The following is a 13099-nucleotide window of genomic DNA, read 5'->3' as shown; positions in this document are numbered from 1 at the left end:
ATTTCATCAGCTTTTACAGCCCTACTCAACTGTGCGGAGGTGGGACGACGAAATTGAATTCTAACGAATTACCGATTTCTGTCCCACTCTCTTATCTTCTGTACATTTAATCTTTGGTCAAACTTCCATCTTTTGTTTGAGTCCGTGCATAAGCGATCAAGAGAAGAGAACCTGCAACAGCCACTGTTAATGCATTAAAAGAACCCGCAACAACACCTTGTAGGAAGACTTTATTGGCACTTTCCTTGTAGATCAAGACATCTCCAACCGGAGCAATCAAGCCCCAGATCACAAGGTTGGATACGATTTGAACGATGTTAAAGACAATTAATTCTTTCTTTGTCACTTCCCCTTTGAATTCACCGATTTGTTTGCGGAAGAAACCAACAAAAAGTCCAAACAAACCACTTGAAATGATCCAAGTCCACCAAAGACCACCTGACATAGCATCCTTAATGGCATGACCAATCAAGCCGATTAAGAAACCGACAATCGGACCAAAAACTACACTAAAGAGAGCTTGAAGGGCATATTGCAACTGAATGCTCGTATTCGGTGCAGGTGCAGGGATTTGCAACATAGCAATCACGACAAAGAGGGCTGCTCCAACCCCAATAGCTACAACATCTTTAATTGAAAATAATGATTTCTGTTTCATTATGATATCTCCTATTAATTTTCCATTTTTCTAATCTCGATATGCCAAGAAGCCCCAACTCCTACATTATAGGCCTTAGCAAAGGATCCCTGGTTGATGGCAAGACCAACACGGTAGAGGGAATTGATATAAAGGATTGGCTGTCCAATCCGCACGTCGGCGAAAGACTTGCCGTAGGTTACTTGGTTTTGGTAAACCAGCATGTCATTGTTATAGATGGTCACTTCAAAGCGTTCCCCAAATTCAGGTTTCAAATGATTGAACTCTTCTCGGGTAATCGAAGTCCAGAGAGAACCAAAGCGCACATCCAAGATGTCAACTGCTCCTTTGACAAGATTGTCCTCCATAACCGTTTCCACCACTGGGATTTCTACAATGTGTTCGACACTGAGTTCTGGTCCCACTTCCTCAAAGCTGATATGGCCACTGGCTAACTTAGCTCCTGTATAGGCATAGACATCACGCCCATGGAAGGTATAAGAAAACTCTGTATTGGCCCGGCGGTTCTTCACCTCTGAAATCTCACGGATAGCAACAATCCCTACATGTTTCTTGATGAAAGAGAGAGTCCCATTATCCGGAGTGACAATGTATTGATTCTTCGCCGTTTTAGCTACCACACTCTTTCGTTTAGAACCAACACCAGGATCGACCACCGAAACAAAGGTCGTCCCTTCTGGCCAGTAATCTACTGTCTGAAAGAGACGGTAACTCCCTTCAAAGATATTGTAGGGGGTAATATCATGAGTTAAGTGGTGAATTTTAAGGGTTGGTGATTCTTCTAAAGCAACCCCAATCATAGCTGATACTGCTCCATCCACCAAACCAAAGTCTGACTGAAGAACTAGTAAATTATTGTGCATCTTTATCTCCTTTTTTGGCCAATAATGGAAGAAGGATGTTCGATAGTCCCCATCCTAATCCAGCACCCATTATGACCGTGAGGACAAACCAAGTGATGGTCGCTAGATCTGGTGATACCATCACCCGATTGACATAGTCTATCGATTTACCACGATCCAGTAACGACATGCGGTAACTGGCTGGATAGAACCACATCATAAGAATGGGCCCTGTCGTCGCAAAGGCAAAAATGACAAAAGACAAGGCATTTCGTAAATTCGAGCGAAAACGACCACTTGAGGCGACCATTTCCGCAAAACTTCCGGCGATCAAGGCTGGAATAAAGGCACCTGCACCATGACGCGAAAAGAGAAAGAAGGAGCCGATCACGCAGCCAACTATAAAGATAGATCCAACTCCTTTTATTTTTTCTAGATAATAGCGGTAGATCGTCCCGCCAAACAAGGCTGAAAAGGCAGGAGCATAAAACATATTTCCTTGATGATCGACCAGATTTCCAACTAAGACCCCCAGTCCAATCGCAAGAAAATAGAGGAAAGTGAAGGCTCCAACTTGTTTTATTTGATTCACATTTATTCTATTCATTGGATACTGATCCTAACGATGACTAATTTTCTTCGAAAGGAAGTCCCCGATAAATTGGACCAGAACGATAAGAATCAGGATCAATAAGGTCGCCACAAAGATGACATCATTGTTAAACATGTTTTTCCCGTAGTTGATGGCCAAGGTTCCTAATCCTCCAGCACCAACGGCACCCGCCATGGCGGTTTCTCCGATCAAGGAAATGATGGTCACTGTTGTCACACGGATCAAATCAGGAAGCCCTTCACGCAGGTAGACTCCGACAATATCCCAGAAGGTTGCCCCACTGGCTTGCGCTGCTTCAATCACCCCTCCATCCAACTCGGACAAGACCACTTGGACTTGGCGGGCAAAGAATGGAAAGACAGCCAAAGACAGCGGAACAAGGGCTGCTGTAGGACCGATGGTATTTTTCAAGAGCAAGTAGGTCAAGGGATTAATAAAGGCCAACAAGATAATGAAAGGAATGGCGCGGAACAAGGAAGTAATCTTATCCAAAATTTGGAAAACGATTCTATTTTCGATGACACCACCTGGACGGGTCAAGACTAACAAAAGTCCTGTCACCAAACCTAAAAATCCACCAATAATGAAGGAAATAACGGTCATGTAAAGAGTCAAGTAAATAGCGGTTCCCCATCCATACTGGCCAGACCACCCTAATTTATAGACATTTGGTAAATATGTTTGAATTAACTGGATCATGCTTTTCTCCCATCTTTCACAATAGTCACGGAAACTCCTGCATTTTCTAACTCAGCTTTGGCCGTTTCCAGATTTTGAGTCTCACCTGATAAGATGACCACCAATTCTCCGACAGGCGTGTGATCAAGGATCTCGATGTTCCCAAATAAAATGTTGGCAGATACTTGGTACTGCTTGTAAATATCATTGATGATGGCTGTATCTGTCACAGAACCTGCATACTTGAGATGCGCCAACATCGAATCATCAGGCAAGTTCTTCACAATCGCTTGTTGATTGATTTTCACCATGGCTTCATCGATTCCTGTTGCAACGGTGATAAAGTCTTGCGTCAAAGCATTTTTCGGATTCGAGAAGATATCTAAAACAGACCCTTCTTCAATCAGTTCGCCATTTTGCATGACAGCTACCCGGTTGGCAATATCTTTGACAATTTGCATCTCATGGGTGATCAAGACAATGGTTAAACCAAGTTTTTTGTTCAATTCTTGCAACAAAGCTAGAATTTGTTTGGTCGTCTTTGGATCCAAGGCTGAAGTTGACTCATCTGAGATCAAAATCTTTGGATCGTTTGCAAGGGCACGCGCAATCGCTACCCGCTGCTTTTGACCACCAGACAATTGTGCTGGGTAATTTTCTGCACGGTCAGATAGACCAACCAGTTCCAACAATTTCGCCACTTTCTCATTCTTTTGTTCTTTGTTTAATTTAGAATGTTTAAGTGCAAAGGCCACATTTTCTGCGACAGTCATTTGAGCCATCAAGTTGAAGTGTTGGAAAATCATCCCGATATCCCGACGTTTCTCCCGAAGGGCAGCCGGTTTTAAGGTCACCTGATCTTGATAAATCACATCACCATCCACAGTGATGGTTCCGGCGCTAGGCACTTGCAAGAGATTGATCACCCGAACCAAGGTCGATTTCCCCGCTCCGGAATACCCTACAATCCCATAGATATCGCCTTCATTAATATGAATAGTCACATCTTTGACGGCTTGGATCTGACGTTTCTTTTGCTGGAAGGTCACATCAATGTGGTCCAGCTGAATCATTGCTTTACTCATAACTTGCTATTAACTCCTTTATCAATTCAATATGGGTGTAATAATCGGCAATTTTCACATTTTCGTCGCCCCCATGATCACGGCTATTGGCATTCCCAATTCCAAAGGCTGCCATCGGTACCTGTAAAGCCTCAAATACCGTATGCATGGGCCCTGTCCCCGCTGTTGTTGGAAGAACAGAGACTCCTTCACTATAGAAATCTTTGGCCAGCCGAATGACATTTAAAATCGATGGGGCACTCATATCACTTCGGTAACTCATTTCACCGAGAGTGTAGACCAATTCGACCTGATCATAGCCATTTTTCTTCAATTGCTGATTGATCTTTTCTAAGACATCCTTGGGATCCAGTCCAGGAACCAAGCGCACCTCCATCTTGGCACGCGCCTCTGCCGGAAGAATCGTTTTAACACCTTGTCCTTGGTAACCAGAGCCAAAACCTTCAATATTCAGGGCTGGTTCAAAATAGAAACGGCGCAGGAATTCTTTTCGGTCTTCCTTCAAGATTGGAAGGGTTAGACCATAGGTTTCCGCTACATCTTCTGGTCCTTTGTTGGCATATTGCTCGATCAAAGCTAGCTCGCGTTCATTGGGTTCTTGGATCTGATCATAAATCCCATCCACCAAGATTCGGCCTTCTTTGTCACGAAGACTGGCGATAGCATTTAACAAATACCAAGAAGCAGAGTCCACCACACCGCCATAGCTGGAATGAATATCCACTTCTGCACTCTTCACCACCATATCAAAGGTGACGATCCCTTTGCTACCACCAGAAATTTCCAACTGACCCTGATTATTTCGGGTACCTTGTTCCCAGACTAGGAGGTCTGCCCCACGCAAGTGTTTCTTATGTTTAGCTAAGTATTTATCCAAGTCAGTCGATGCAGACTCCTCTGCCCCTTCGATGATAAAAGTGATATTGACTGGCAAATCGCCACTTTCACGAATGTATTTTCGAAGAGCTGTGAGACGAGCTGTGATATGTCCCTTGTCATCATCAACCCCTCGACCGTACATGGTCCCGTAATGAACCGATAAGGTAAAAGGATCTCCCGTCCAAGGTTGGTCTCCATCCGCTGGTACTGTATCATAGTGGTTATAAAAAATGATGGTTTTTGCGTCTGGATTTGGGGAGAAAAATTTGGCAATCACAAAAGGGGCTGTGTAGCTATCATCAACTTCGACTTTGGCTCCTGCAGCTGTAAAAATTTCCCCCAAATAGTTGGCCACTTCCTTGAGACCTACTTGTTGAGCAAAAATGGATTTTTTTGAAATCAAGGTTCGCAACACTTCAAAATAATGTTGTGCGACCTCATCATTTTCAAATTTACGAATTTGTTCCGCTTCTGTTGCAAAAGGCATGCATTCCTCCTAATACACGATAAGAGGTAGAGAATTGCTTCTCCACCTCCTTCATACACTTGAGATCGAATCTTAAAAGACTGGTTGGTCCATTCCTTCTGAAGATTCTTCGATCGCTTTTTTCACATTGTCTTTGTGATAGGCTTTGATGATTTCTTTGATTGCTTTTGCTTTGTCAGATTTTTCCCAATCTTTCTTAGCAGCAATCAAGTTGTACCATTGTTTTGAGTTGTTGTCTTTCTTTTCAACATAGATCGCTTTTTTGAAGTCAACCCCTGCTTCACGAACGAAGGTATTGTTGATGACAGCAGCATCTACTGAAGGAAGAGCAGAAGGCGTTTGAGAAGCATCCAATTCAGAAATCTTCAAATCTTTTGAATTTTCTTTGATGTTTGATACGTTTGCCAATTGTCCATCTTTGGTATCCAATTTAATCAAACCTGCTGATTGCAAGACATACAAGGCACGGCTTTCATTTGTTGGGTCATTTGGTACGGCAATGGTTCCACCTTTTGGAATTTCTTTGATAGAAGTGTATTTATTTTTACCGTTTTCTGTACCAGAGTAGAGACGGATTGGAGCAATGTAAGTATCCGCTACAGAGACAAGCGCATCACCATTTTTAGAATTCCAGTTATCCAAGAAGTTGTGGTGTTGGAAAGCATTGATATCTACACTACCATCTTTTACAGCCACGTTTGGTTGTGAGTAATCTGTAAATTGGGTGAATTCCAATTTGATGCCTTTTCCTTTGAGGTTTTTTTCGACTGCATCCCAACGAGCTTTTTCAGTGTCGCTCAAAGTCATGACACCCACTTTAACTGTTGTTTCGCCATCTTTGCTAGATGATTTTGAAGAACCACATGCTGCAAGAGCAAACGTTGCGATAGCTGCAAGAGCTGTTAAACCAAGAATTTTTTTCAATTTCATTTTAAAATCTCCTTTAAATAAATATTATTCTTTAATATCTTTTGCTTCTGGTAGGTAAGAACCACCGAAGTATTTTTTAGACAATTTTTCAAGGGTTCCATTGTCATAGAGTTCCTTGATGCGTTTGTTGACAAATTTTTGAAGGTCTTTATCCTCTTTTGCAATAATTGGATAAACATAAGGTTGTTGGTCGCTTGGAAGCTCAATGACTTTCAAGTTGTCATAGCCTTGATCACGAATGATGGTATCTACAGAAATCCGTTCGAAGATCTTGTAATCGGTACGACCATCCGCTAGATTGGCCATGATGGTTTGAATAGTTCCATCTGTGTATTGCAAGTCGGTTGGATTATCTGAATGTTTTTTATTGTAATCTTCTAATTGTTTAGCAGTAGATGTTCCTTGAACAACTTCTGTTTTCTTGCCACCAATGTCATCCAAAGATTTAATAGAAGAATCTTTTGGTACGACCAATACTAATGGATTGCGAGCATATGGATTTGGATAGAGGTATTTTTCTTCCCGCTCTTTTGAGTAGCTAATGTTGTTGGCACCGATTTGGAAACGGTCACTATCTAAGCCAGCAAAGACGGAAGACCACTCTGTTTTGTTAAAGTTTACTTCATATTTGTCTGAACCTTTGAAGATTTCACGCAAAACTTCGATTTCATAACCGGTTAGCTTGCCGTCTTTTTCTTCGTAAGAGAATGGTTTGGTTGTTCCAACAGTCCCAACTTCAATGGTTTTCTTCCCGCTGGCAGATTTACCAGATGAACATGCTACTAAAGCACTGGTTGCAAGGACTGCAACTAATCCTAAAGCAGAGTACTTAATCACTTTTTTTAGATTCATAGGATCTCCTTATTCGTTTCAGGCACATAAAACGCCATTTTAAAAGTATTTTTTAATTTTATCAAAAAAGCATTTACTTGCCTAATATATATTTTTTATGAAGGTGATAGTTTTTCTTTATCACACTTCTTTGGCTTTAAAATACCGCAATAAAGCTTGCGCATTTTCAACATAATAGGGAACCGACACCTCAAAGGCTGCATCATCGATGGTCATGTGATCATGATGGAGGTCTGGCGCATCCGGCTCTCCATTCGAACCGATAAAGGCAAAGACTCCAGGAATTCGCTCTTGGTAAAAGGCGAAGTCTTCTCCAGCAGTAGAAGGATCTGCTGGAATCACTTCAGCCAAGCCTTGTGAAGCTTCCCAAACTACCTGCGTCAATTCTTCATCGTTAAAGGTAACGGGCGGTGTCACACCCCACTCAAAATCTACATCCACTTCCAGACTTTCTGCAATGTGTCGAATGATAGAAATAAAATGTGCCTTCAAGTCTCTTTGCACACTCGGATTAAAGGAACGAATGGTTCCTTCAAAATAGCCTGATTTTGGGAGCACATTCCAGGTTGAGCCCACATCCAGGTGCGTAATAGACAAAACAGCTGTTTCAAAGGGAGAAACGGTCCGTGAAATTAATAATTGTAAGTTCTGAACCATGGTAGTGACGGCCGTTACAGTGTCAACTCCCAAATCTGGTCTCGCAGCATGGCTACTAACCCCTGTGACGGTAACCTTGAATTTCTCAACCCCTGCCATCATAGCTCCAGCATTCAAGGCAAGTTGCCCTGCTTTAAGCTGGGGAATGTTGTGAAAACCAATAATTCCTTGAACATCCTCCAACAGTCCTGTTGCCAAAACATCAGAAGCACCTTCTGAGATTTCTTCTGCTGGCTGAAAGATCAAGCGTACGATTCCTTCAAGCTGGTCTTCTTTTTCCTTGAGAAGAGCTGCTGCTCCCAGAAGACTGGTTTGATGAAAATCATGGCCACAGGCATGCATGACGCCTGGATTCTGACTTTGGTAGGGCAGATTCGTTTGTTCCAAAATCGGAAGGGCATCGATATCTGCTCGAAGTGCCACCACCGGTTGGCCGGACCCAATTTCTGCAATCAGACCAGTTTTTAATCCACTCTCTAAAATACGAATCCCCAACTCTTCAAGACGCTCTTTTAGAAAGGCGGTTGTCTGGTATTCTTGACCAGACAATTCTGGGTGTTGGTGGATATAGTGGCGAATCTCTGCTAACTCTTCATAAGAAAAAGACACAAGCCTTCATCTCCTTTCGAACTTAAAATTATTTTATCACTAATAGGTGTTTCCGTCTAATTCCTGTTTCTTGGATTTTGATATAGTTTAAAGCTATAGACAAAAACACTCCTAGATTCATGTCCTAGGAGTGCCAACTTCAGCATTAAGAAAGATTTCCCTCGAATTTTTCAATAAAGCTATCACTATTGTAGGCTTTTTCTACTTCCCATTTGCCATCTTTCTTAACAAAGGTCAACTGGTAGTCGTATCGATCCGGCGTCGTCAAGGGGCGATCTGCAAGAGAAGCCATCATTTCCTCTCTATAGGCTTTGTTTTGAGCCTGGTTCGCTTCGATGATCCCTGGATAGTCTTTTCGATGTTCCTGATAGAAGGTCTGCATGTGGTTTAAGATCGTCTTTTCCATGCTGACCGTCTCAGGATTTAGACTAATGACCACCTTGTCCGGGAGATATTGTTTAACCTTATAGGTTAATTTCGCACGCTTAGCATTTTCTTTTTCATAAGCATCGATAAACTGGGTCACTTCTTCTTCAGGGAATTGGTAATCATGCAATTGACGAGTAAAATCAGCCGCAAATTTCGCACGGAAATCACTGCGTTCCTTTTTCAAATCAGTTCCCAAAACAAAAGCATCATCCTTTTTTACCTTTCGTTGGCCACTGAAGTAAACTTGATTGATGTATTCATCTGCTAGAATAGTGGAAGCTTCCACCTTATCCTCATACTGAGAAGAATCCACCGCAAATTTTAAAGGCTTGGATTTTTTATCAGAGCTATAGGTTTTTCGTTCATACTGCACTTCGTACTTCTTGCCTTTTTCGACTGGAAAAACGATATAGCCGGTTAATTTTTTATCCTGGGCCAACTGATCACTCTTGAGGAGTTGGAAGGCTTCACTGTGGTCATAAATTCCTGACTGCAATTTGACCTTGTTATTATCCGCATCGTAAATGGTGATATCTGAATCTGACACGTTGATAGATTCTTTGGCAACATTTTTAAATTCTAATTGAAGGGCTAAATAGGTTCCGTCTTCTGAGTCATTGAGGACAGGTGGTTTGATGTATTGCCCTCCTTTTAAACTCACCTCGACTTGACCGTCAGATGCAGAGCTTTTCGCTGCTTTCTCAGTCTTTGCTTGCTGCGAATTTGTCTTTTTAGCACCAGTCCCACAAGCCGCTAAACTAAAGGTCGCCACAGCAAATAAAGTCCATTGAAAAATCTTTTTCATTCTCATCTCCTTAAAAAAGTTTTGTTCTATTTTAACATCTTTTTCTATCTATGTATACGCTATATAGTGATAACTCTTCCCTATCATAAAAAGGTCAAGACCTTCGTCTCAACCTTTTAACTAAAATATGATTGGTTTTGGTTTTACAAGATTCCTTTTTCTTTTTGAATCATGAGATCCTTGAGGGAAATCAAGAGGACCGCAAAGAGGATCATAGCCATCCCGATAAAATCAATGGCAAAGAAATGTTCATTCATAATGGCAAAAGCAAAGAATACAGCTGAAATAGGCTCAATAGCTGCAAGAAGGCTACCTTTGACCGGTCCAATCAGAGTTGTCCCTTTCAAAAAGACCGTATAGGCAAATATGGTCCCAATCACCACTAAGCCAACTAAGCCCATTAGATTATCCATGCTATATTGGCCATGAAAAAGTCTTCTTCCTGTGAAGGGAATCATTACAAGCCCTGGAATGAGCATACCGATACCAATCACCAACATACTCCCCCATTTTTGAATTAACTGAATAGGTAGAATGATGTAGAGGGCATAGGCAAAGGCAGAAATAAGTCCCCAAGCTAGCCCCTTAGGAGTGATTGCCAATTGATTGAGTTGACCATGGGTTGCAATGAGAAAGGTCCCTGCGATGGCTAAGATCATCGAAATGATTTCAGATACCGTAGGAGCTACCCGGTCCTTAACACAAGAATAGGCCAAAACTCCAATGGGACAGAGATATTGCAAAACAGTTGCAGTACCTGCATTAGTCGCATCAATCGCTTCTAGATAAGTCAATTGGGTCATTAACAACCCTAAAAAAGCAAATAAGAACAAGGAAAGGTAGGACGAGCGGTCTGTTAGAAAAGCCTTTACTTTTTCCTGGTCCGCTAGATATGCAAGAAGCAGTAGTACAGCTCCTGAAAACACTAAACGAATCGTTGTCAAACCGATTGCTGTAAATCCATGAGCCATCAGGTACTGGCCACAGGCTCCTGACAAGCCCCAAGCGATCCCAGCAATCAAGGTCATGAGCGTTCCTTTCATCGTCTTTGACATAGTCCCCTCCAAAATCTATTCCTTACTTTTATTGTATCATAAAAGGCCGAAACGAAACGTTTCAGCCTCATATATTTCATATAAAATTATTCGCTTATTCAGGTTGAACCAAGATCTTGATTTGAGATTTATCTTGTGTCAATTCAACAAATCCTTCTTCAACGATATTTTCCAATTTGATTTTCTTAGTAACCAATTTTTCAGCAGAGAAGTAGCCTTGTTCCATCAATTCCAAGACTTTAGGGAAGATGTGGCGGTAGGCAATAATTCCTTTGAGGGATTTTTCTTGAATAGCGAATTCATTTGGATTGATGCTGGCTTCGCGTTCCCAAATAGATACAACCATACATTCCCCAGCTTTATGAACAGCTGCCAGGGCTTGGCCTAAAACAACTGGAACCCCAGTAACTTCATAAGAAACATCTGCTCCACCACCTGTTAAACGATGGATGGCTTCTACAATTGTTTCTCCTTCTTCTGGACGAACAACGATCGCTCCCAATTCTTCTGCTTTCGCTTGGCGTTCAGGAGACAATTCAACCGCATAGATTTTTGATGCTCCTGCTGCACGAAGGGCTTCAACGATCAAAAGACCAATTGGACCCAAGCCAAAGATAACAGCTGTATCTCCAGCTTTCAATGCAGATTGACGAACTGCATAAACAGCAACAGCAGCAGGTTCTGTAAGAGCGGCTTGTTCATAGCTCAAGCTATCTGGAATCACATGGACAAGATCACCATCAAGAACACAATATTTGGCAAAACCACCATCTGCAGCGAGGCCGACAAAGTTCAAGTTTGGATCAAGGTTATAATCACCAATCAAATTGTGCTCTGCAAGAATTGGTTCGATAGTGACACGATCGCCAACTTTGACACGAGTCACATCACTTCCGACTTCTACAATTTCACCAGAGAATTCATGTCCCAAAGTGACCGGTGCTTTTTGACCAGAATACACATGTTCTTCAGTTGGGATGAAGATCGGTCCATCCAAATATTCATGCAAGTCCGTACCACAGATCCCTGTGAACTTAACTGCCACCTTTACTTGATGTGGTTGTACTTCAGGTACTTCCACTTCTTCGATACGAACGTCTTTTGCTGCATGCCAGCGAGCTGCTTTCATAGTAGCCATATGATGATCTCCTTGTTTTCACGTTTTTTGTTTTCTTTTCAGGAAACTTTATACACTATATTGTAAACGTTTTCTTTTTGCTTGTCAAGGAAAAACTGAAGATGAAAAAGAGCAGCCCTTTGACTGCTCCTTCTTATTTCTTCTTGATTCGTGAAGATTCCAATCTCCACCCCACCATCCAACCAAGGACCAGGAGGTAATTTTCAAGCGCACCGATCCCATTGACCGGCAGATGATAGTGAAAATAACTGAAGAGATGATTAGTACCGATCCCAATCCCACCTAGAATCAAAGCCAATAGAACCGCCCGAAGATAAAACCAATCGTATTTGAGATTGACAGCAATCAGGATCACAAGGACCGCCACATTCCAAATCCCAATCTCCCGTTGCCAACCGACAGAAACACCATATCCCGAATGACTTCCCATATAGGATGGAAAGAATAGCTGGAAGATAATCGCTCCAGACATGGCGATGATAAGTAAAATAAATAAGAATCTTAACAACCGATTCATCTTCTTCCTCCTTTAAGAAAAAACTGATTAATCTCTTGACACTTGTTTTCTGTTAAAACAGGAACACCGCTACTGTTTAAATAAAATGCAATATAGTCTAATTTTTGTGAGAATGAGATCATTTCTTCACCTGATATAGTTGGATCAAGCCACACATCAATTAAAAGAGATAGTGTGGTGGCTGTCTCTAAAGGATATTTACAAGAAAACTCGCCCTTCTCATTTCCTTGATGAATGATTATTCCTACATATTTGGAAAGAATATTCACCGTATTTTTTAAAGAAAACAACAAACCAAACGGTATTTTTTGTGCCCAGTCAATACCAGTAAGCTGTTCCATATTCTCATTGCCTATTAAATAATCTACTAATTGTAATAGACGATCTGTTGATGAAACTTCTTCGTTCTTTGACAATTCTTCTAGAAAAGTTGAGAGGGCAATCGTTTCTTTTTCCATTAAGAGTTGTAGAATCTCTTCTTTACTTTTGAAGTGATGGTAAACAGCCCCTTTTGACAATCCTGTCGCCGTTACTAAATCAGCCATCGTTGTTTCATTATAGCCTTTATTTGAAAACAAGGATAAAGCCACTTGAATAATTTGATCTTTACTTCTTTTTGATTTTATTTCTTGTTTCAAGTAACTTCCCTCCTTTTTTTAAAAAACAGACTATCGGTCTGTTTTTAATTTTATTAAATTTAGAAGACTTTGTCAATTAAATTCCATTTTTCATTCCCTCTGAAAAAGTAAAAACAGACACAAAAAGGTGCCTGTTAGAATGTAAACATCTACCGAAACTTTCCACCGTGAGAAAAGTGAGAGTGGGACAGAAATCGGTAATTCGTTAGAATTCGATTTCGTCGTCC

14 protein-coding genes are annotated in these 13099 nt (G+C 41.4%); all 14 read right to left on the bottom strand.

From position 1 onward, the window contains the following. Positions 1–106 precede the first annotated feature (106 nt). Positions 107–658: an ECF-type riboflavin transporter substrate-binding protein gene (locus ADG03_RS04385; RefSeq protein ID WP_049472837.1), complete on the bottom strand. Its 552-nt coding sequence runs from the start codon at positions 656–658 to the stop codon at positions 107–109. A gap of 14 nt (positions 659–672) precedes the next feature. Continuing rightward, entirely contained in the window at positions 673–1521 is an 849-nt protein-coding gene (locus ADG03_RS04380; protein WP_049472839.1) for an SAM hydrolase/SAM-dependent halogenase family protein, read from the bottom strand. Then, positions 1511–2107: an MptD family putative ECF transporter S component gene (locus tag ADG03_RS04375; protein ID WP_049472840.1), complete on the bottom strand. Its 597-nt coding sequence runs from the start codon at positions 2105–2107 to the stop codon at positions 1511–1513. The genes ADG03_RS04380 and ADG03_RS04375 overlap by 11 nt, the downstream gene beginning before the upstream one ends. A 12-nt stretch (positions 2108–2119) precedes the next feature. Further along, on the bottom strand, positions 2120–2812 hold the full coding sequence (locus tag ADG03_RS04370) for a methionine ABC transporter permease (RefSeq protein WP_003008487.1): 693 nt from the start codon (positions 2810–2812) through the stop codon (positions 2120–2122). After that, on the bottom strand, positions 2809–3876 hold the full coding sequence (locus tag ADG03_RS04365) for a methionine ABC transporter ATP-binding protein (protein ID WP_049472841.1): 1068 nt from the start codon (positions 3874–3876) through the stop codon (positions 2809–2811). Before ADG03_RS04365 ends, ADG03_RS04370 begins: the two co-directional genes overlap by 4 nt. Further along, positions 3869–5242: a M20/M25/M40 family metallo-hydrolase gene (locus ADG03_RS04360; protein WP_049472842.1), complete on the bottom strand. Its 1374-nt coding sequence runs from the start codon at positions 5240–5242 to the stop codon at positions 3869–3871. Before ADG03_RS04360 ends, ADG03_RS04365 begins: the two co-directional genes overlap by 8 nt. Before the next feature lie 72 nt (positions 5243–5314). Further along, positions 5315–6172, bottom strand: a complete 858-nt coding sequence (locus ADG03_RS04355; protein ID WP_049472843.1) for a MetQ/NlpA family ABC transporter substrate-binding protein — start codon at positions 6170–6172, stop codon at positions 5315–5317. 24 nt (positions 6173–6196) lie between these two features. Beyond that, the gene (locus ADG03_RS04350) at positions 6197–7024 is read right to left on the bottom strand and encodes an amino acid ABC transporter substrate-binding protein (RefSeq protein WP_049472845.1); all 828 of its coding nucleotides are present in this window, start codon (positions 7022–7024) and stop codon (positions 6197–6199) included. 120 nt (positions 7025–7144) lie between these two features. Further along, entirely contained in the window at positions 7145–8290 is a 1146-nt protein-coding gene (locus tag ADG03_RS04345; RefSeq protein ID WP_049472846.1) for an amidohydrolase, read from the bottom strand. Positions 8291–8435: 145 nt separating this feature from the next. Beyond that, positions 8436–9524, bottom strand: coding sequence for a DUF4352 domain-containing protein (locus tag ADG03_RS04340; protein WP_065426853.1), 1089 nt, complete (start codon positions 9522–9524; stop codon positions 8436–8438). A gap of 143 nt (positions 9525–9667) precedes the next feature. Continuing rightward, positions 9668–10579: a DMT family transporter gene (locus ADG03_RS04335; RefSeq protein ID WP_049472850.1), complete on the bottom strand. Its 912-nt coding sequence runs from the start codon at positions 10577–10579 to the stop codon at positions 9668–9670. A 94-nt stretch (positions 10580–10673) separates the two neighbouring features. Next, a complete protein-coding gene (locus ADG03_RS04330; protein ID WP_049472851.1) occupies positions 10674–11717 on the bottom strand; it encodes a 2,3-butanediol dehydrogenase in 1044 nt (347 codons plus the stop codon). Positions 11718–11850: 133 nt separating this feature from the next. Then, the gene (locus ADG03_RS04325) at positions 11851–12234 is read right to left on the bottom strand and encodes a hypothetical protein (RefSeq protein ID WP_049472853.1); all 384 of its coding nucleotides are present in this window, start codon (positions 12232–12234) and stop codon (positions 11851–11853) included. Next, positions 12231–12872: a TetR/AcrR family transcriptional regulator gene (locus ADG03_RS04320; protein ID WP_013904069.1), complete on the bottom strand. Its 642-nt coding sequence runs from the start codon at positions 12870–12872 to the stop codon at positions 12231–12233. Before ADG03_RS04320 ends, ADG03_RS04325 begins: the two co-directional genes overlap by 4 nt. Positions 12873–13099: the final 227 nt, after the last annotated feature.

Origin of the sequence: Streptococcus parasanguinis, from assembly GCF_001069785.1 — a bacterium.
GTDB classification, from domain to species: domain Bacteria; phylum Bacillota; class Bacilli; order Lactobacillales; family Streptococcaceae; genus Streptococcus; species Streptococcus parasanguinis_T.
The sequence above is the reverse complement of the archived record's forward strand: the minus strand, read 5'-3'. Positions and strand labels throughout refer to the sequence as shown.

Excerpts from the sequence above, each read along its gene's own strand:
- ADG03_RS04385 (WP_049472837.1), bottom strand. The coding sequence starts at position 658 with ATGAAACAGAAATCATTATTTTCAATTAAAGATGTTGTAGCTATTGGG.
- ADG03_RS04380 (WP_049472839.1), bottom strand. The coding sequence starts at position 1,521 with ATGCACAATAATTTACTAGTTCTTCAGTCAGACTTTGGTTTGGTGGAT.
- ADG03_RS04375 (WP_049472840.1), bottom strand. The coding sequence starts at position 2,107 with ATGAATAGAATAAATGTGAATCAAATAAAACAAGTTGGAGCCTTCACT.
- ADG03_RS04370 (WP_003008487.1), bottom strand. The coding sequence starts at position 2,812 with ATGATCCAGTTAATTCAAACATATTTACCAAATGTCTATAAATTAGGG.
- ADG03_RS04365 (WP_049472841.1), bottom strand. The coding sequence starts at position 3,876 with ATGAGTAAAGCAATGATTCAGCTGGACCACATTGATGTGACCTTCCAG.
- ADG03_RS04360 (WP_049472842.1), bottom strand. The coding sequence starts at position 5,242 with ATGCCTTTTGCAACAGAAGCGGAACAAATTCGTAAATTTGAAAATGAT.
- ADG03_RS04355 (WP_049472843.1), bottom strand. The coding sequence starts at position 6,172 with ATGAAATTGAAAAAAATTCTTGGTTTAACAGCTCTTGCAGCTATCGCA.
- ADG03_RS04350 (WP_049472845.1), bottom strand. The coding sequence starts at position 7,024 with ATGAATCTAAAAAAAGTGATTAAGTACTCTGCTTTAGGATTAGTTGCA.
- ADG03_RS04340 (WP_065426853.1), bottom strand. The coding sequence starts at position 9,524 with ATGAAAAAGATTTTTCAATGGACTTTATTTGCTGTGGCGACCTTTAGT.
- ADG03_RS04335 (WP_049472850.1), bottom strand. The coding sequence starts at position 10,579 with ATGTCAAAGACGATGAAAGGAACGCTCATGACCTTGATTGCTGGGATC.
- ADG03_RS04330 (WP_049472851.1), bottom strand. The coding sequence starts at position 11,717 with ATGGCTACTATGAAAGCAGCTCGCTGGCATGCAGCAAAAGACGTTCGT.
- ADG03_RS04325 (WP_049472853.1), bottom strand. The coding sequence starts at position 12,234 with ATGAATCGGTTGTTAAGATTCTTATTTATTTTACTTATCATCGCCATG.